The 18,983-nt window shown below is 39.5% G+C and carries 18 protein-coding genes and 1 pseudogene; 14 read left to right on the top strand and 5 right to left on the bottom strand.

Annotated elements, in window-relative coordinates; genetic code table 11:
* Nucleotides 1-354 precede the first annotated feature (354 nt).
* Entirely contained in the window at nt 355-1,110 is a 756-nt protein-coding gene (locus AAEZ18_RS13735) for a hypothetical protein (RefSeq protein ID WP_350549706.1), read from the top strand.
* A gap of 56 nt (nt 1,111-1,166) precedes the next feature.
* On the opposite strand, the gene AAEZ18_RS13730 is transcribed toward AAEZ18_RS13735, so the two are convergent.
* The gene (locus AAEZ18_RS13730; protein ID WP_350549703.1) at nt 1,167-1,370 is read right to left on the bottom strand and encodes a CsbD family protein; all 204 of its coding nucleotides are present in this window, start codon (nt 1,368-1,370) and stop codon (nt 1,167-1,169) included.
* 266 nt (nt 1,371-1,636) lie between these two features.
* Here AAEZ18_RS13730 and AAEZ18_RS13725 point away from each other — a divergent pair, with 266 nt between their 5' ends.
* Both AAEZ18_RS13725 and hrpB read left to right on the top strand, forming a co-directional pair.
* Complete coding sequence (locus AAEZ18_RS13725; protein ID WP_011328874.1) at nt 1,637-2,050, top strand: group II truncated hemoglobin; 414 nt, start codon at nt 1,637-1,639, stop codon at nt 2,048-2,050.
* Nucleotides 2,051-2,199: 149 nt separating this feature from the next.
* Nucleotides 2,200-4,626, top strand: coding sequence for an ATP-dependent helicase HrpB (hrpB, locus tag AAEZ18_RS13720; protein WP_350549700.1), 2,427 nt, complete (start codon nt 2,200-2,202; stop codon nt 4,624-4,626).
* Nucleotides 4,627-4,701: 75 nt separating this feature from the next.
* Here the strand turns inward: hrpB and AAEZ18_RS13715 are convergent, their stop codons facing one another.
* A complete protein-coding gene (locus tag AAEZ18_RS13715; RefSeq protein WP_011328872.1) occupies nt 4,702-5,568 on the bottom strand; it encodes a LysR family transcriptional regulator in 867 nt (288 codons plus the stop codon).
* A gap of 167 nt (nt 5,569-5,735) precedes the next feature.
* On the opposite strand from AAEZ18_RS13715, the gene AAEZ18_RS13710 reads away from it, so the two are divergent.
* Nucleotides 5,736-6,062: a DMT family transporter gene (locus AAEZ18_RS13710; RefSeq protein ID WP_011328871.1), complete on the top strand. Its 327-nt coding sequence runs from the start codon at nt 5,736-5,738 to the stop codon at nt 6,060-6,062.
* Nucleotides 6,063-6,197: 135 nt separating this feature from the next.
* On the top strand, nt 6,198-7,328 hold the full coding sequence (locus AAEZ18_RS13705) for an S-(hydroxymethyl)glutathione dehydrogenase/class III alcohol dehydrogenase (protein ID WP_011328870.1): 1,131 nt from the start codon (nt 6,198-6,200) through the stop codon (nt 7,326-7,328).
* A gap of 136 nt (nt 7,329-7,464) precedes the next feature.
* Here the strand turns inward: AAEZ18_RS13705 and AAEZ18_RS13700 are convergent, their stop codons facing one another.
* Nucleotides 7,465-7,680 carry a hypothetical protein gene (locus AAEZ18_RS13700; RefSeq protein WP_011328869.1) on the bottom strand — a complete coding sequence of 72 codons (216 nt, stop codon included), beginning with the start codon at nt 7,678-7,680 and terminating at the stop codon, nt 7,465-7,467.
* 170 nt (nt 7,681-7,850) lie between these two features.
* Between AAEZ18_RS13700 and AAEZ18_RS19960 the strand changes: the two genes are divergently transcribed.
* The 7 genes and pseudogenes from AAEZ18_RS19960 (at nt 7,851) to AAEZ18_RS13680 (ending at nt 13,103) form a co-directional block, all read left to right on the top strand.
* On the top strand, nt 7,851-8,213 hold the full coding sequence (locus AAEZ18_RS19960) for a PKD domain-containing protein (protein WP_372811437.1): 363 nt from the start codon (nt 7,851-7,853) through the stop codon (nt 8,211-8,213).
* A 21-nt stretch (nt 8,214-8,234) separates the two neighbouring features.
* Nucleotides 8,235-8,900: a DUF1800 family protein gene (locus AAEZ18_RS19955; RefSeq protein WP_407072701.1), complete on the top strand. Its 666-nt coding sequence runs from the start codon at nt 8,235-8,237 to the stop codon at nt 8,898-8,900.
* Nucleotides 8,901-8,905: 5 nt separating this feature from the next.
* Nucleotides 8,906-9,334, top strand: coding sequence for a DUF1800 family protein (locus tag AAEZ18_RS19950; protein ID WP_407072700.1), 429 nt, complete (start codon nt 8,906-8,908; stop codon nt 9,332-9,334).
* Nucleotides 9,331-9,744 (top strand): hypothetical protein, encoded by a 414-nt coding sequence (locus AAEZ18_RS19945; RefSeq protein WP_407072699.1) that lies wholly within the window; start codon nt 9,331-9,333, stop codon nt 9,742-9,744. Before AAEZ18_RS19950 ends, AAEZ18_RS19945 begins: the two co-directional genes overlap by 4 nt.
* A 10-nt stretch (nt 9,745-9,754) precedes the next feature.
* Nucleotides 9,755-11,102, top strand: a pseudogene (locus tag AAEZ18_RS13690) (DUF1501 domain-containing protein).
* Nucleotides 11,103-11,184: 82 nt separating this feature from the next.
* Nucleotides 11,185-11,898 carry a DUF1499 domain-containing protein gene (locus AAEZ18_RS13685; RefSeq protein ID WP_182678333.1) on the top strand — a complete coding sequence of 238 codons (714 nt, stop codon included), beginning with the start codon at nt 11,185-11,187 and terminating at the stop codon, nt 11,896-11,898.
* 158 nt (nt 11,899-12,056) lie between these two features.
* Nucleotides 12,057-13,103, top strand: coding sequence for an NAD(P)-dependent alcohol dehydrogenase (locus tag AAEZ18_RS13680; protein ID WP_179807884.1), 1,047 nt, complete (start codon nt 12,057-12,059; stop codon nt 13,101-13,103).
* A gap of 60 nt (nt 13,104-13,163) precedes the next feature.
* Here the strand turns inward: AAEZ18_RS13680 and AAEZ18_RS13675 are convergent, their stop codons facing one another.
* Nucleotides 13,164-14,366, bottom strand: a complete 1,203-nt coding sequence (locus AAEZ18_RS13675; RefSeq protein ID WP_208835186.1) for an MFS transporter — start codon at nt 14,364-14,366, stop codon at nt 13,164-13,166.
* A 536-nt stretch (nt 14,367-14,902) separates the two neighbouring features.
* On the opposite strand from AAEZ18_RS13675, the gene AAEZ18_RS13670 reads away from it, so the two are divergent.
* Together AAEZ18_RS13670 and AAEZ18_RS13665 are read left to right on the top strand one after the other, a co-directional pair.
* A complete protein-coding gene (locus AAEZ18_RS13670; protein WP_208835185.1) occupies nt 14,903-16,201 on the top strand; it encodes a methyl-accepting chemotaxis protein in 1,299 nt (432 codons plus the stop codon).
* A 158-nt stretch (nt 16,202-16,359) separates the two neighbouring features.
* Nucleotides 16,360-18,486: a TonB-dependent receptor plug domain-containing protein gene (locus AAEZ18_RS13665; RefSeq protein ID WP_350549695.1), complete on the top strand. Its 2,127-nt coding sequence runs from the start codon at nt 16,360-16,362 to the stop codon at nt 18,484-18,486.
* A 147-nt stretch (nt 18,487-18,633) separates the two neighbouring features.
* On the opposite strand, the gene AAEZ18_RS13660 is transcribed toward AAEZ18_RS13665, so the two are convergent.
* The gene (locus AAEZ18_RS13660; RefSeq protein WP_011328862.1) at nt 18,634-18,822 is read right to left on the bottom strand and encodes a DUF2986 domain-containing protein; all 189 of its coding nucleotides are present in this window, start codon (nt 18,820-18,822) and stop codon (nt 18,634-18,636) included.
* Between the last annotated feature and the right edge of the window lie 161 nt (nt 18,823-18,983).

The raw sequence follows: 18,983 nt of genomic DNA, 5'->3' as shown, positions 1-18,983 counted from the left end.
AAGCAGAGGGATTTTAAAAATTAAGGATGCTTTTAAGCCTAGCAATGTTTGTTTAGATAAAGACTGAAGGGATTAATTATTAGGGTGGGTGTCATTCTATGTTTTCTATGCTCTGTGAAAACACAGTATTTCGCATGCCTAAAAATGAATAAAAACAGCGTTATTTGAATATTATTTAAATAAGCAGAGAGATTGTCAAAGCTAAGGGGATTTTAAGCTCAGCAATGTTTTTTTAGATAAACACCAAAAGGATTAATTATTAGGATGGGTGTCATTCTATGTTTTTTATGCTTCGTTTCATTATAATATTGCTAATTGTTAGAAACGGAAAAATATCAAATTAAAGGACTATAAATGAAATTTATTAATCACATAGTATTTTGTTTATCTCTACTTTTTACATCGAACACATTCGCGCTTGAGCAAAAATATCACGAGTTCATTTTACCTGTTATTGCTGCCTTTGAGGGTGACGATAAAGCAGCTATTGCCTCGCTTGTTTATTACCCATTAAAACGACGATACCCCATACCTGACATTAAAGATGAGGCTGAGCTTATTAACCGCTTTGATGAAGTGTTTGACGATGAACTCACCGCAGTTATTGCCAGTTCAAGCATTGATACCGATTGGGATAGTGTAGGTTGGCGCGGTATTATGCTCAATAACGGCGTTATGTGGGTAGATACCGACGGTAAAATTATTGCTGTAAATACCCAAAACGCTAAAGAGCAGGCACTTGCTAAAAGCTTAATAAAACAAGGTAAGCAATCTTTGCATGCAAGTATCAATACTTTTGAAAAGCCAGTACTTGATTGGAAAACAGCTAACTACCATATTCGTGTTGATGATTTAGGCGATCATAATTTTCGTTATGCAGTGTGGGGTATTGATAAAAAGCCAAGCGACAAGCCTGATATGGTTTTACTAAATGGCGATATTACATTTGAAGGTAGTGGTGGCAATCATAATTATACGTTTAAAAATGGTCGTTATAGTTATGTGTTACAGGTAACTATTATTGGTTGCGATACATCCCCGCCAGGTTGGCTCGAAGTATTTAAAGGCGATGAGCTACTATTAGCTGAAGATGTGATAAGTGCTCATTAATGTTTAGCCAAAAACAAAACCGCCAACAAAGGCGGTTATTTTTAAGTAGCTAATAGCTAAAATGAATGGTCTTTTTCAAATTCATCAACTTCGCGTTCGGCTTCTTCTTTCGACTTACCGTATTGCTGTTGAATTTTGCCAACTAACTCTTTGCGGCTACCTTCAATTTTATCTAAATCATCGTCGGTTATGTCGCCCCATTTACGTTGCGCTTTACCTTTAAGTTCTTTCCAATTACCTTTGATACGATCGCTGTTCATAAGTAGCTCCTTACTTTAGATTAGTGAAATTAACAGTCAACTATAAAGTAGCAAGTCGTATACCAAAAAAAAAGTATAAATATTTTTTGTAATTAATATCAGTAGCTTAATATCAATCATAAATAGAGTAAGGCTAAAAGGTGGGTGTAATTATGTGGTCCTTCTTTAAATGCATACAAAATATACATAGCAGTTTGTAATAATTGCTTATCCAATATAGGTTTTAAGTTATTATGTTGCGATAAAACAGACGGTATGAGTGAGTTATGGATACTAAAGTGTGTGAATATGGCGTAGGAGATTGCTCTTACAAAATGGCGGGGGAGTTAGTAGGTATTACCCAGCTGGTTGATGCATTTTATGATTATATGCAACAGTTAAAAGAGGCTAAGCACATAAGAGATATGCACAGTAAAGACTTGTCGCAGTCGCGTAAAAAGTTAGCTTACTTTTTGTCAGGTTGGATGGGCGGACCTAAGCTGTACGCGGAGCATTTTGGCAGCATTAACATTCCCCAGGCGCATAAACATTTGGCGGTAGGCGTTGCCGAAAGTGAAGCTTGGCTATTATGCATGCAAAAAGCCGTAGATGATCAGCCTTATGCAGAGTCGTTTAAAGTGTATTTAATGCAGCAATTGCGCGTACCCGCAGAGCGAATTAGAATGGTATCGGGTAGCTAGTAGAGAGTTAATAGGTAGAAAGTGGGTAGCTAATGGGCAACCTATTGAGCTTAGTTGCTTGTAAAAGAGTATTAATTATTAAACATCAACCGCAGTCACGCTGCGGTTTTTTGTTACAATGCCGGTAAAGCAATTTAGGGTAAATAGCTGTGCTGCCGGTTCAAAACATATATCAACAACTCGTAATAACATTACAAAGCAACCCAATTACGCTACTGCAAGCGCCGCCGGGTGCAGGTAAGTCTACTTGGTTGCCGCTGCAACTTATGCGTGATGGGCACTTTAAACGTATTGTAATGCTAGAGCCGCGTCGTTTAGCTGCGCGTAATATTGCTAGTTACTTGGCAAAGTGTCAAAACGAGAGTGTTGGCCAAAGTGTTGGCCTGCGTATAAGAGGTGAGAGCAAAGCAAGTGTTAATACGCGCCTTGAAATAGTTACCGAAGGCATGCTTACTCGTATGCTGCAAAACGATCCTGAGCTTAGCGATGTTGATTTACTGATGTTTGATGAGTTTCATGAGCGCTCTATTGCAGCCGATACTTCATTGGCATTTGCGTTAGAGACTCAAAGTGCGCTGCGCGAAGATTTAACCATAATGTTGATGTCGGCAACCCTTGATACCCAGCGCTACACTGAGTTTTTTGCTTGCCCTGTAATTCAATCAAATGGGCGCAGCTATCCAATAGATGAAGTATATATACCCATAAAAGATGAAAGCCGCTGGTTTGATGCAATCCCCACTATAATAAAACAAGCACTGAGTGAGCAAACAGGCAGCGCGTTGGTGTTTTTACCAGGGCAGCACGAAATACTCAGGGTACAACAAGCACTCACTGACTTACCAAACAATTGTATAGTGGCAACGCTATTTGGCGAGCAAGATAAAGCCAACCAGCAAGCAGCTATTGCTCCTGCGCCTGAAGGGATGCGCAAGGTGGTACTTACTACCAATGTGGCCGAAACTAGCTTAACCATTGAAGGCATAAGGATTGTGATTGATAGCGGTAAACGCCGCGCCGCGACCTTTAATTTAAAAACCGGTGTTACTGAACTCACAACACAAAGCATATCGCGCTCATCGGCAGTGCAGCGTGCAGGGCGTGCAGGGCGAATAGAGCCAGGTGTGGTTTATAGGCTTGGCTCTAAGCAAACTTTTGAGCGCCGTAATAGTCACGACAATCCTGAAATACTCACATCAGACATTAGCCAACTAATGCTAGAAGCTAAGCAGTGGGGGACAAGCATTGAGGAGCTAACCTTGCTTGATAAGCCTACCGAGCAGCAAGGCATACAGGCAAGTAACTTACTTAGCATGCTTGAAGCCATAGACAGCAAAGGTAAGCTCACACCGCTGGGCAGTAAAATGTTAGGCTTTGGCGCTGATATTCGTTTGGCGCATATGCTATTAAAAGCGCAGGCATTAGAGCAAGCACTCCCCGGTATTTATCGACTCGCTATTTATTTGGTGGCATTACTTGAAAGCCGAGTTAATACTGCTAATGAGCTAAGCTTAGCGCTGCATAGCCAACAACAACGGCTACATCCGGTATTCAAGCAGCAATTAAAATATTGGCAAAGTCGCTTAAAAGTAAAAGAATCAAATGGCGATTTAAATACCGAGCACTTAAGCTTGCTGGTGGCGCTTGCTTACCCCGATCGAATCGCGAAAAAGCGTGGCAATGGTTACTTACTTGCCAATGGTGCAGGCGCTGAGTTAAACCGCGATTACTGGCATAACGACGACTACCTTGCAATTGCCACTATGGGCGGGCACAAAGGCGGGCGTATTTTTAGTGCCACATCACTTAGCCCATTTGAGCTGCAAGCCTATTTGCCGCATTTATTTAGCATGCAAACTCGCTGTGAGTTTGATGAAAAAACCGCACGCTTTATCCATCAAGACGAAGTTAAACTTGGCGCTATTACGCTTACTAGCCAGCCAAGTGCGCAAAAACTCGATAAAAGTGAGCGCGCCAAAGCATGGTTAAATTTATTTACTAAACATGGCTTTGCACTGTTTAATGAACAAAAAGACGCTGAGCAACTATTAATTAGAATGAGCTTAGCAAGTAAGCTAATGAGCGAAAAGTTTCCGAAAATTAACGAGCAACAACTTATTCAAACGGCACCGCAGTGGCTAGGTGTATTTTTACAAGATATTAAAACCCTGGAGCAGCTTAAAAAGTTTAACTACTTTGAGGCATTACAAAATTGTTTTGACTGGCAACAACAAAGTGCCTTAAAAAGCTTACTGCCACTGCGTTTAACGGTAGCGAGCGGCTCTAATATTAGGATTGAATATCAGCTTGAAGGCCCTGCAAAGCTCAGTGTACGTATGCAAGAAGTATACGGTATGACCAGCACGCCGTTGTTGGCGCAGGGGAAATTGCCACTGCTGATGGAGTTATTGTCGCCGGGGAAACGCTCGTTGCAACTTACTCAAGATTTAGCGCACTTTTGGAATACCAGTTATCGCGATGTACAAAAAGAAATGAAAGGGCGTTACCCCAAGCATTTTTGGCCCGATAGCCCTGCAACCAGTATTGCAACTAACAAAGTGAAAAGTAAAATGTGAGCGTGTACTTAGTTGAAGTAATAATATTAACCTCACAGTTAAATTCGAGATTAATATTATTCAAATACGTAAATACTAACTAAGATGCTTTGCTAAATAGTCGACCAACAACCTTATTTTTGGCGATAAGTGACGATTATGAGGGTATATGGCCCAAATGCCTTCATCAGGCACCCGATAGCTATCTAATAAGGTAATTAGTTCACCACTTTGCAGGTGATTTTGCACGTAGTAATCGGGCAGTTGTACTATTCCTAATCCTTTTAATGCTGCATCCGCTAGGCTATAGCCACTGTTGTATCTTAGCTTACCGGCAACGCGAATGTTTTTTTCTTTTCCCGATTCCATAAAGTGCCAATAATCAAGCGTGCCTAGTAGGCAACTATGTTTACTCAGTTCAGAAATTGCATGTGGTATGCCGTGTTTTTCCAGATATTCTGGCGATGCGCACACATAACTGGTTCTGGTTCCGAGTTTTTTTGCCATCATTGACGAGTCGGCCAGCTTACCAATACGTATAGCTAAATCGTATCCGCCTTCAACTAAGTCAATTTGTTGATTACTCAAGTAAGCAGAAACCGCGACCTCACTATATTGCAGCATAAAGTCAGAAACCAAAGGCAGTACTTGCTGCTCTCCATAAGTTACCGAAGCCGTAAGCTTTATTTTACCTTGGGGCGTTGTTTGTAAATTAGTTATAGCCCGCTCTGCAGCATCTAAGCCATCAAGCACACTGCGGCAATGCTGATAAAACACTCGGCCTTCTTCAGTTAACGACACTTTGCGCGTAGTACGATAAAACAGCTTCACATTCAGCCGGTTTTCGAGCGCACTAATTTGCCTGCTTACTTGCGCTGTAGATATTGCCATTTTTTTTGAGGCTTGCGTAAAGCTGGCATTTTCAGCAACGTGTACAAATTCACTAATACCTTCCCACTGCATGATTGTTACCTATATGTACAAGTTAATTTCAAAAATAGCATATTATCATTTTTACAGAAACAAATATAATAGCAGCCATCAACACAAAGATGCTGTGAATAAGTTAAATCGTCGATATAACGTTATCGACATTAATACAACAGCTCGCAAAATAAATAGGAAAAAATATGAGTTGGGTATTTTTATTTTTAGGTGTTATTGCAGAAGCAATGTCGCATGTGGCATTAAAACAAACAGATGGCTTTACTAGGTTACTGCCCAGCATAGTGGTGTTATTGGGCCATTTGGCTGCGTTTGTTTTTTTAGGCCAAGCAATGAAAGGCATGCCTGTAGGTATTGTGCATGCGATGTGGGCAGGGTTAGCTATTGTTACCGTTACGCTACTATCTACCCTTGTATATAAACAGCATTTAGATCTATCCACTTGGTTAGGAATGGCATTGGTGGCCATAGGCATTGCAATGATTAACCTATCGCAAGGGCATAGCCATTAATTGCTTTAAAATGAATAGCATAATTCTAAGCCAAAAATAATATGCAGCAGCGCATTATTAAGGTAACTGAACTAAACTAAAATACGTGTTTACGTTCATTTATATTAAATAATTTATTAATTAAGAGAGAACGAGATGTCAGATAAGTTTATAAAATCGAAAGCCGCCATAGCATGGGGTCCAAAACAGCCTTTATCTATCGAAGAAATTGACGTAATGCTGCCGCGCAAGGGCGAAGTATTAGTTAAAGTTATTGCCTCTGGAGTTTGTCATACCGATGCTTTTACTTTATCTGGCGATGATCCTGAAGGGATTTTTCCGGTTATTTTAGGCCACGAAGGCGGTGGTATCGTTGAGCAAGTTGGCGAGGGCGTAACGAGTGTAAAAGTTGGGGATCACGTTATTCCTTTATATACACCAGAGTGTGGCGAGTGTAAGTTTTGTTTATCGGGTAAAACTAACTTGTGTCAAAAAATTCGTGAAACTCAAGGTAAAGGCTTAATGCCTGATGGCACCACTCGTTTTTACAAAGACGGACAGCCAATTTTTCATTATATGGGTTGTTCAACTTTCTCTGAATACACGGTATTACCAGAAATTTCGTTAGCAAAAGTTAATAAATCTGCACCATTAGAAGAGGTGTGTTTATTAGGCTGTGGTGTTACAACCGGCATGGGCGCGGTAATGAATACTGCAAAAGTTGAAGAAGGCGCAACAGTAGCTATATTTGGCCTTGGTGGCATAGGCTTGTCGGCAGTTATTGGCGCAACTATGGCTAAAGCGAGCCGAATTATTGCTATAGATATTAACGAAAGTAAGTTTGAATTAGCAAAAAAACTAGGCGCTACCGACTTTATTAACCCTAAAGACTACGACAAACCAATTCAAGATGTAATTGTAGAGTTGACCGATGGCGGTGTTGATTACTCGTTTGAGTGTATTGGTAATGTTAACCTAATGCGCTCTGCGCTAGAGTGCTGCCATAAAGGCTGGGGTGAGTCTGTGGTTATTGGTGTTGCTGGTGCGGGGCAAGAAATTTCAACCCGTCCGTTCCAATTGGTAACGGGTAGAGTATGGAGAGGCTCAGCATTTGGTGGGGTTAAAGGTCGCAGCGAATTACCTGATTATGTAGAACGTTATTTAGCGGGTGAATTTAAGTTAAGTGACTTTATTACCCATACAATGGGACTTGAAGATATTAACGAATCGTTCGATTTAATGCGCAGAGGCGAAAGTATTCGCACTGTTATTCATTTCGATAAATAACGATAAACAGCAGCACTATGGTTTAATTAAACCATAGTGCTTTTTTTGTTTAATTTATAGTTACTAATCAACAATCCATCAGTTTTAAAAAAAGTAGATCCAGCCAAAAACACTTCAAAATATATAAGCATTGTTTTTAAATTTCTTTACCGCCGTGTGTTTCGGCTAAATCGTCAAGCTCTGCAACTGTGTAGTCAAAACCACTCTCGTCATAGTCATAATTAACCTTTACGCAATTGCCGCCATTAAATAATTTTGTTTTTACATCATTAATGGGCCAATTTTTAAGTAGATGTATAAATCGGTTGGCAACTTGAGAAGATTCAAAACGATAGCTAATTTCTGTTTTCATAAATAATAAGGCTCTGGCTAGTTTAACCCCCGTAGTTTGTGCATTTTTGCTAATTAGTCAAGTTTCGGTTACAAAAAATAAAGAGTAAACATGTAATTTTTATGTTTCAATTGATGTGTTAATTGCAGTAAGCACTGTTGTGCTTTAATTAAAGGTGAGAACAAATTTACATGTACTATAGAACTTTTTTACTAGCAAGCTCTGCTTTGTTTATCAGTGCTTGCGGTGGCTCTGGCTCAGATGAGACAGCAGTTATAAGCACAAATAAAATCCCCTCCCTATCAATAACCAATATCAAAAACGATATAGTTAAAGGTCAAACTATTGACTTAAATGCAACAGTTGGCGATGCCGATGGCGTTATCAGTAGTGTTGTGTGGGAACAAACTGCGGGGCTTAAAGTACTTAATGCACCTGTAAATGCCAGTAGTATCACTATTACTTTACCAGATGCGCAAAGCCATGCAGCAATGGAGTACGCTTTTAGCGTAACGGCAACCGATAATGAAGGGCTACCAACGTTAAAACTGTGAGTTTTTTTTGCGCGTAATAGTATGGATGAAACTGCTGCCGCACGTATATTACAGCAAGGCAGTATGGGCCCCACATTAAGTGAAATACGCCAAGCTCAAGGGTTAAGCGAACAGCAGTGGCTTGAGCAACAAATGGCGTTACCAATTAACTACCATCGTGGTTATTTAGTGAAAAGCCCTGATGGAAACAAATTTCAGTATATTAATAGGATTGATGCGTGGTGGAAGGGGGGGTTGCATAGCAACGATCAACTACGCCAACGTGTTGCCTTTGCATTGAGTCAAATATTGGTTGTATCGGATGCAAGTAGTAATGTAGGTAATCAGCCCGAGGGCATGATCACTTACTACGATATTTTGCTTAAACATGCTTTTGGTAACTATAGAGAGCGACTAGAAGACGTAACGCTGTCGCCAATTATGGGTACTTTTTTAAGCCATTTAGGGAATGAAAAGGCAAATGATGAGCTTAATATTCGCCCAGATGAAAACTACGCCCGCGAAGTAATGCAGTTACTTACAATAGGCCTTGAAGAGTTAAATTTAGACGCTACTCCAAAGCTTGATGCGCAAGGTAATACAATTGCCACCTACGGTCAGGCTCAAATAGAAGGATTTGCGCGCGTTTTTACTGGGTGGACATTTGCAGCTAGTGAAACTTTTAAGAAAAAAAACGTGATTATGTAAATCCAATGAAAGCGTTTAGCGAGTATCACTCTAGTAAACAAAAAACATTGTTAAATGGCGAAATTATCCCCGAGGGCTACGGACCAGAAGAAACACTGCAAATAGCGCTCGATAACCTATTTAATCATAATAATGTAGCGCCATTTATTAGTAAACAACTCATACAGCGTTTAATTACCTCAAACCCAACACCGCAATATGTTACCCGTGTTGCTCGTGTTTTTAATGATAATGGCGCTGGAGTACGAGGAGATTTAGCCGCGGTAATAAAGGCTATTTATTTAGATGATGAGGCACGCCATTTTGGCAGTGTTTTAAATTATCAAGGGAAACTAAAAGAGCCACTGATAACCACAATACAGTTTTGGCGAAATCTAGATGCTAATATTAGAACACGTGGGGTTTATACAATACCTATGGACAGGGGCCAATGAAGTCGCCCTCAGTATTTAACTTTTACAGGCCCGATTACCAACCTGTTTATTTACGTAGTGATGGCTTAGTTGCTCCAGAGTTACAAATAGCAAATGACTCTACAATAACTGGCATAATGAATAAGCACTTTGCAGATTTAGTGTGGAATGCGGCTGAAGGAAAAACATCTTTAAGTCCAAAATTACTATACGTCTATATTAAAAACGATATGAACCATCTAAAAAATTATGGCATAGAGTCGTTACTTGATCAGTACAATGTGTTGTATTTTGCCGGTTCAATGAGCCACGAAACACGCCAGGCGTTACTCGATTTAAGTGCCTATTTTATTGATAATCAAGATCGTCAGCGGGTATCGTATTTACTTTATATGATTGCTATTTCACCTGAATTTAATTTGCAGTATTAGGAGAGGCATAATGAGCATAAATAGAAGGCAATTTTTGTCATTATGTTTAAAAGGCGGGGTGTCGGCAGCGGCGCTAACCAGCTTACAACTTCAAGCATTAACGGGTTCAACAAATGCTATTGAATTGGGGGATTATAAAGCCCTAGTATGTATATTTTTATATGGCGGTAACGATTCACTAAATATGCTAATGCCGTTAGAGGGCGAGCAACGAAATTTGTATGAAAAAAGCAGGCAAAACTTGGCGGTTGCTTCGCCTATTGCGCTTAATACTAATTCGTCGTTTGCTGGTGGTGTAGGGCTGCACCCAGCGCTTGCACCCATGCAAAGTGTGTTTGATTCGGCTAACTTGGCATTTGTTGGCGGAGTAGGTACTTTGCTTGCACCAACCACGCTTGACGATTATAAAAATAAAGCAGTACCGCTGCCTCAACACTTGTTTTCACATAACAATCAACAATCAACAAGCAGCGTGGATGTATGGTCGTGAAAAGGAATCGCTAAATAATGGTTGGGGAGCGCGTTTGCTAGAGCGCTTAAATCAGCAAGATCAGTTTGCTGCAAACATATCGCTCGATGGCACCAATCTTTGGCAAACAGGCGCTCAAACTAAGGCGTTTTCGCTTAATAAAAGCGGTATCAGTAAAGTAAACGCTTTTGGCGGTTATCAGCCAAGAACTGAGCATGTAACCAATATTATGAACCGTATAATGGGTAATACGAATCATCCATTAACGGGTGCTTACGCTAATAGTTTTAATTCAGCGATAAGAAATACCCAAACAATGAATAGTGCGCTTGAAGCCGCCCCTGAACTTATTACCTCATTTAGCGATACAGGGTTGTCGAAGCAACTAGCTGCGGTAGCTAAGGCGATTAGTGTGCAAGCAAAGTTAAGTACGCAGCGCCAAGTGTTTTTTGTTTCTATGGGAGGGTTTGATACACACGATAATCAATTGAATACTCACCCTGCATTGCTTAGCACACTAGCACAAGGACTTAACGAGTTTAATAGTGCGATGAATGAGCTGAATATGGCTGACAAAGTAACGTCGTTTACTATGTCGGACTTTGGCCGTACGCTAACATCTAATGGCGATGGCACGGATCATGGTTGGGCAGGAAACCAAATCGTTATGGGAGGCGCAGTTAAAGGCGCCAATATATATGGGGAGTTATTAACTCAACATTTAGGCGGACCACAAGATACCGGCCGAGGGCGATTAATACCAAGTGTTGCAAATGAGCAATATTTTGCCACACTAGCTAAGTGGTTTGGTGTTCCTGCATCAGAATTAGGTGATATATTTCCAAACTTAAGATACTTTAATCAGTCGACATTAGATTTTATGGTTTAATTCGTTATTAATTAACCCAAATTCCATCGCAAACAGTATAAAACTGTTTGCGAATAAAAAATTCATGTAATGGAGTAAATTAATGAAAGTTTTAGTAAGTTTGGTGAGTTTAATCGCCTTTTTAATGGTTGTATTGCCCGGGCCATTATATAAATTTGGCGTTGTTGAATTAGGCACTGCGTTTGCTGGATTTAGGTTTGGTGTTTACGTGGGGGGAGCTGCGCTTGTATTACTTTTAGTGCAGGTCATATTTATGCGTAAAACAGCCACTGTAAGTAGTACTATAGTGGCCGTTGTATTTGCGGGTATTGCTATTTTTATGCCACTTAATATGATGGATAAAGCGAAAAGTGTGCCGCCAATTCATGATATTTCGACAGATGTAGTTAATCCACCAAAGTTTGTAGCTATTGCACCACTGCGTGCCGATGCGCCAAACCCAGTGGCTTATGCCGGGGCAGAAACGGCTGCGCAACAGCTTAAAGCTTACCCAGAACTGACTACCCTTAATTATGCTTACCCAAAAAGTGAGCTAGTAGTGGCTACAGTGCAAGCGATTAAAAATTTGGGTTGGGAGTTAGTTAATAGCGATGCTAGCCAAGGGATTGTTGAAGCAACCGAGACTACCACCTGGTTTGGTTTTAAAGACGATATAGTGGTGCGTATTAAAGATGAAGGCTCTCAGCGTTTTGTTGATATTCGTAGTAAGTCGCGTATTGGTCGCAGTGATTTAGGTAAAAATGCAGAGCGTATTCATACATTTGTAGATGAATTAAACGCGGTACTGGCAAAATAATTAGGGCAAACCTAAATGTTAAGTTACTAACAATTAAGTTACCAACAATCAAATGGAACCCAAGCGTACGGCTTGGGTTTTTTATCATCAGTTAGTGTTCACAGCTAAGCAAGTATACTTATTTGGTATTTATATTTTTAACATACTATGGAGTTATTATGAAAACAGTAGGATATGCAGCAAAAAGCCAAGGTTCAGAACTCACCGAGTTTTCTTTTGAGCGCCGCGATTTACGAAATAACGATGTAGAAATTGAAATATTATACTGTGGAGTTTGTCATTCAGACTTGCACGCGGTACGTAATGATTGGGGCGGTAGTCGCTACCCGTTAGTACCCGGACACGAAATTGTTGGTAAGGTTATGTCGGTAGGTAGCGACGTTACAAAATATAAGCAAGGCGATACGGTTGCTGTTGGCTGTATGGTCGACTCATGTAAAAGTTGCGATCAGTGCGATAATAACGAAGAGCAGTTTTGCCGTGAAGGCATGGTAGGCACATACGCAGGAACAGATCGTGTTAACGGCGATATGACCCAAGGTGGGTATGCTAAACATGTTGTAGTGCGTGAAGAGTTCGTACTCTCAGTACCTAAAAACTTAGAGCTGTCGCGTGTTGCACCGCTGTTGTGTGCAGGCATTACTACCTACTCGCCATTACATAAGTGGGGCGTTAAAAAAGGCAGTCGTGTTGCTGTAGTTGGTTTAGGTGGTCTTGGCCATATGGCGGTTAAAAACGCTGTCGCTATGGGCGCAAGCGTTACGGTAGTTGGCCGTAGTGAGTCTAAAAAAGACGATGCGGTTAAACTAGGTGCCCAGCATTATTTAGTGTCGTCAAACGATGATGCAATGAAAAGTGCGCAGTCAGCCTTCGACGTTATTATTGATACCGTACCGGTAAAGCACGATTTATCTATTTACACACCACTGCTAGATATTGATGGTACGCTGGTTATTGTTGGTCAGGTTGGCCCGGTTGATGAGCTAAGCACAGTGCCATTATTAATGGGGCGTCGCCGTATTGCAGGCTCACTTATTGGTGGTATTGCACAAACGCAGCAAATGCTTGATTTTTGTGGCGAGCATAATGTATTACCCGAATGTGAAATGATCAATATTGATGAAATAAATACAGCTTATGAGCGAATGGAAAAGTCTGACGTTCGTTATCGTTTTGTTATTGATATGGCATCGTTAAGTGTTTAATTACACTTAGTAATTAAAAATAAAAAGAGCCGCAAATTAGCGGCTCTTTTTAGTTAACTATTAAGCCTCTTTTGCTACAAACGATTTATTGCTCATTTGTAAGTAGCTAAGTAACCACATAATAAACCCACCAACAAAAAGAGCAGCGGCAACATAGCCTGTTTGATTTGGCGCGGCACCTTGCGCAATTGCAATGCCTCCAACCCAAGGGCCAATTGCATTAGCAACATTAAAAGCACACTGTACTAACGCGCCTATCATGGCATGCCCATTAGGAGACACATCCATTAGTAAGGTTTGTACTAGCGTTGCTAAACCTAAACTGCAGCCAATAAAAAATATAACCCCATAAAGCAGCCAAATGTTATAGCTTGCGGTTACATAAGCAAAGGCAAATACAATAGTGCAAACCAGTACTAAGCCAGTTGTTTTAATTGCAGATTTATCTGCCGCTTTACCTAATACATAATTGCCTAATGTTGAGCCAATACCAAACATCACCATAGCAATCGAAATGGTGTAGGGCGCTGTTTCGGTTACTTCTAAAATAGTATCGGCAACATAGGTATAAATACAAAATACCCCACCAAAACCAATAATTACAATCCCCAAAATAGACCAAACCAGCTTGTTTTTTAATACTCCAAACTCATTAAGTAAATTAGATGGTTTAGTGTTTTCAATATTTGGCACAACTTTATATACAAAAATAAAAGCAATAAAAGCTAAAACACCTGCACCGGCTAAGCAGTAACGCCAGCTTAAGTTTTGCCCTACTAAAGTTACCACAGGTACGCCAACAATGGTGGCAATGGTCAAACCCATAAAAACTTTCGACATAAAGCTTGCACGCTTACCTGCAGGGGCAATTTCAGAGGCTAATAAAATAGCTGCACCAAAATAAGCACCATGGGGCAAGCCACTTAAAAAGCGAAACAATACCAATTGCTCAAGTGACGTTGCAAAAGCGCTTAAGCTATTAGAAATACACATTAAGCTTAAAAATATAAGCAACGCTTTGCGTTTTCTCATGTTTGCAGTAGTTAACATTAAAATGGGCGCACCAACAACAACACCTAAAGCATAAGCGCTTATAGCGTAGCCACTTTGCGAAGGCGTTGAGCCAAAAGTTTCACTGATCAGTGGCAGCATAGGCATCATCGAAAATTCAGATAACCCTAAAATAAAAGTACCGAGCGCAAGCACGATTAATATAGCTGTTCGGTTAAGTTGATTAGATGGCGGCGCTACATCTGCGGTCATATATGAGCCCTTAAGGTTTAATTTTAAAAATGTAAATGCATAATAAATTCTGAATAGAAAATATAATGTGTATGCTTAAATTTTGATGTGAGAGGGTAATTTGTGAGGGCGCCATTCTAAGTTAAAAAAAGTACAGAGTCATGCATAAACAAGAGCGTATTAGTCTTTTAGGATTAAATTTTTATCAAGAAACCATTTTATCGCAGTGTAAGGTTTGTAATTTTGTGAGTTATAACTGCTCCTGCATTATTTTACTGGCTACATATGCAAAGCTGCTGCGCTTTTGGTTATACATAGTTGTCGCTTATTTATAGGAGTGATATACATAACCCCTACCTTACCTGAGATACAAATGAGCTGTTTAAAATTCAATCTCGACAGACAAGTGCGGCCTAGTTGTTTTTGGTTGGTTTTTAATATTTTAACTAGAAAAAAGCATTGATTAGTGTGTGTAAAATAAAAAAACGCTCATAAATTGTGTTTCTATCTCATTAATATTGTTAATATTAATGCTGATTTATTCTTTGAGATTTTACATGTTTGGCATTTCTAAAATGAACGCAAAAATTGAAGAAATGGAGCTTCAATTAATTCAAAAACAGTCTGTTTTATCGGCAATTAATGAGCATGTTGCTTATATAGAATTTACACCTGAAGGAATAATATTAGACGTGAATCAGTTGTTTTTAACAACGATTGGGTACAGAAAAGAGCAAATAATTGGTAAGCATCATAGTATGTTTTGCGAGAGCGATTATGCAAGCTCAACTGAATATAGCCGATTTTGGCAAGAATTAAAGGCGGGTAATTCTAAAGCAGGCGCTTTTTTAAGGTACAAAGCTAATGGTGATAAGCTTTGGCTTGAGGCAACCTATTTTCCAGTAAAGAATAACGGTGTTGTAACCAAGGTTATTAAAATAGCCTCAGATATTACCACTAGCTATATACAAAGAGAGTCGCAAGAAGCTATTGCCAGTGCACTAGATAAAGCGTTAGCTACCATCGAATTTACTCCCGAAGGTAATATTTTAAATGCAAATCAAAACTTTTTAGCAACAATAGGCTATAGCTTAAACCGCATAATAGGTAAACATCATAAGATGTTTTGTACTGAAGCATTTTATGAGGAAAACCCTCACTTTTGGGGTGAGTTAGCACAAGGGCAGTTTAAGTCAGGAAAGTTTAAGCGTATTAGTGCTGATGGTTCAGAAATTTGGCTAGAAGCAACCTACAATCCAATTTTAGATAACAAAGGCAGAGTAACTAAAATAGTTAAATTTGCGTCAAACATTACAGCTCGAGTTAAAAATAATAGTGCGGTAACGCAAGCTGCTGCGATAGCCTATGAGTCGGCAGTTGCTACAGTGCAAACAGCTAAAAAAGGCTCTGAGATATTACAAAAATCTGTTGTGAATTCCGACGAAATCGTAAGCCAAGTACTTAAATCGGTAGATTTAATAAAAAATCTTAATGAGCAGTCAGCTGTAATAGGTGCCATTGTTTCTACAATTAATAGCATTGCTGATCAAACCAATTTACTAGCACTTAATGCGGCAATAGAAGCGGCGCGTGCAGGTGAATACGGGCGAGGTTTTGCTGTAGTGGCTGATGAAGTAAGGCAACTTGCAGCAAGCACTAGTAGATCAACTAATGAAATAGCAACGGTTGTTAAAAACAATCAAGAGTTAACTAACAATATATCAAAACAAATAACATCAGTTTCAGATTCATCAGAACAAGGAAGAGAGCTTATTATGAGTGTGTCCGAGGTTATTAAAGAGATTGGCTTTGGGGCAGATATTGTTTCTCAAACGGTATCTAAATTGAATGTTTAGTTAATCAATTACATAATTTTTACGTTTAAAGCCGCCTCTTAAGTGCTCAAACACGCTTAATAACATTCTAAATTGATAAAGTGCGACAATATGTCGCGCTTTTGTTTTTACAGCTCATTATATAATTACGCCAATTATTACAGTGGCATAAATTAACAATGGTTTATCAAAGTAAAACTCAAAAAATATACCTACTTACCCCTGTTGCACTTTTTATTAGTAGTGTGCTATCTCCTTTAGTATTTGCCGACGATACATCTTTAGAAGTGATTGAAGTACATGGGCATGCTCAAAATAAACATTTAGTACTTGGCTCTACAGAGTCGCTATTAAGTGATTTAGGTGTCGATTTTTCAGCAGCTGGTGGCGTATCTAATTTACCTATTTTAAATGGTTTAATGGGCGACAGAGTAAAAGTATTAGTTGATGGCGCAGAAATAACGGCGGCATGCGCTAATCAAATGAATCCGCCGTTGTCTTACATTTCGGCGAACCAAGTTACGTCTTATCATGTGGTTGCCGGTGTATCACCGGTAAGTGCAGGTGGCGATAATATAGCAGGTGTAATAAGTGTTAACTCTATTGCACCGCAATACACTCAAAATAGCGATTTAGCATGGCATTCTGGTTATGTATCGGCAAAGTACAGCACTGCTGACAATGGTCGTAATTTTGGAGTAGGTGCACGTTTAGCAAGTAATACACTTAGCGTTAATTATCAGGGCTCGTTTAGTGATGCAAACAGCTATGAAGACGGTAACGGCGATGTAGTGCTTGATACGTTGTATCGCGCCCAAAATCACAGTTTAACCGCAGCTATACGCGACGATAAACAGCAGGTTGTAGTTAAGCTTAGTCATCAAAAAATTCCGTATCAAGGCTTTGCTAATCAGTATATGGATATGAGAGATAACACCAGTTACGGGGTTACAGCGCAATACAAACGAGCATTTGCGAGCAGCGAGTTTACAGGACAAGTAAATTGGCATAGCGTAAAACACGATATGGGATTTTTTAGCGCAGAAAAAATCGGCATGATGCCAATGAAAACCGACGCAGAAGATATAAGCAGCCAGTTAAAATGGCGTATAAATTTAGATAACGATAGCAGCATATTGCTAGCTCAAGAATATTACCATTATAGTATTGATGATTGGTGGCCAAGTATTACAGGCTCGGCCATGATGGGGCCAAACGACTATAAAAATATTAATAATGGAAAGCGTGAACGCATTGCACTTGTTGCAGAATATGAAAGCCAAAATAGTAAAAAACTATGGTTAAACACGGGTGTGCGTATTGAAAATATAAATACCCAAGTAAGTGAAGTACAGGCATATAACACAGGTATGCACATGGGCGGTATGCATATAGGGCCAAGTGACGCTATGGCAGCAAATACGTTTAATGCAGGGAGTAGAAATAAAACCGATACTGTAGTTGATGCAAACGTATTAATTAATTACCAAATAACTAACGTTGATGAACTGCAACTTGGTATTGCTCGTAAAAATCGCGCGCCAAACTTATACGAGCGATACAGTTGGGGGGTTAGCAATATGGCAACCACCATGATTGGCTGGTACGGCGATGGTAATGGTTATATTGGCACCCCAGATCTTGGCGTTGAAATCGCACATACAATGAGTGCTACTTATACTAAATTGGCAAAAGACGACAGCTGGCGTTTAAGCACTAATATTTGGTATACCGATGTGAGTGATTATATTGATGCTGACATAGTAAGGAACTTTAATAGTTCAGGCATTGACGGTAATAGTCGCAATATTTTGCAGTTTACTAATGTAGACGCCATTTTATATGGCGCTAAAGTAGATTTAAGTGCCAGTATTTATCAATCTGAACAGTTAGGTCAGTGGCAGTTAAAAGCAAATATAACTAACACCCGTGGCAAACGCGACGGTAACTCTAGCACTCAGCCGCTTTATCAAATTAAACCATTGCAAACCCAGCTTGGTATTAGCCAGCAAGTTGGTAATGTTGAAAACTCACTTTTATGGCAATGGGTCGATACTAAAACGAGAGTAGATAACAACCGCTTTGAAAACCAAACCGATAGCTATCATTTAGTTAATTTAAGTTCTAAAACAGTGTGGGATGCATTTACGCTAAGTGTTGAGGTAACAAATTTATTTGATCAGTATTACCAACTACCATTAGGTGGGGTTAGCATTGCTGGGTTTAAACAAGATAACGCAACCGGCTTTACACAATTAGCAGGACAAGGAAGATCATTAAATTTAGCATTAAGCTACGCGTTTTAAGGTTGAAACGGTAAATAGAAAGGCTATATAAATTTACTATGGCTTTTAAATTAATAGTTACCACTGTGGTAGTAGGTTATTGAGCGATACGCTACTTTTACCACAATAGATCCGTAAAAACTTAAAGCAATAAGCGCCTAAAAGCGCTTATTGTTGCTCAGCTTCAGGTTCAGCGGTTTGCTCAGTTGTTTGTTCTACTTTTTCGTCAGTAAGTTTTTCAAGTTTTTCGCGCTCAGCTTTTGATACATAACCTGGCTTTTTGCTTTTATGTAATTTGGCATTGGTGCGCTTGTCTTTCTTTTGAAATTTAGTAACGATTTTTTTGCGACGGTTCATGTTTAATACTCATAATTTTAAGGCGCGCATTATATAGCACCAAGTATAAAAGCAACTATATAAATATTTAACTAATTGCACTGGTTGTTATGTGATTTTACCGCAAAGCGCTGTTTGTGTGAGATGCACAAGGTTATAATTATGTTTCTTAGTGATTAATT

This window comes from Pseudoalteromonas sp. 19-MNA-CIBAN-0066 (assembly GCF_040308705.1).
GTDB lineage: Bacteria > Pseudomonadota > Gammaproteobacteria > Enterobacterales > Alteromonadaceae > Pseudoalteromonas > Pseudoalteromonas nigrifaciens.
The sequence above is the reverse complement of the archived record's forward strand: the minus strand, read 5'-3'. Positions and strand labels throughout refer to the sequence as shown.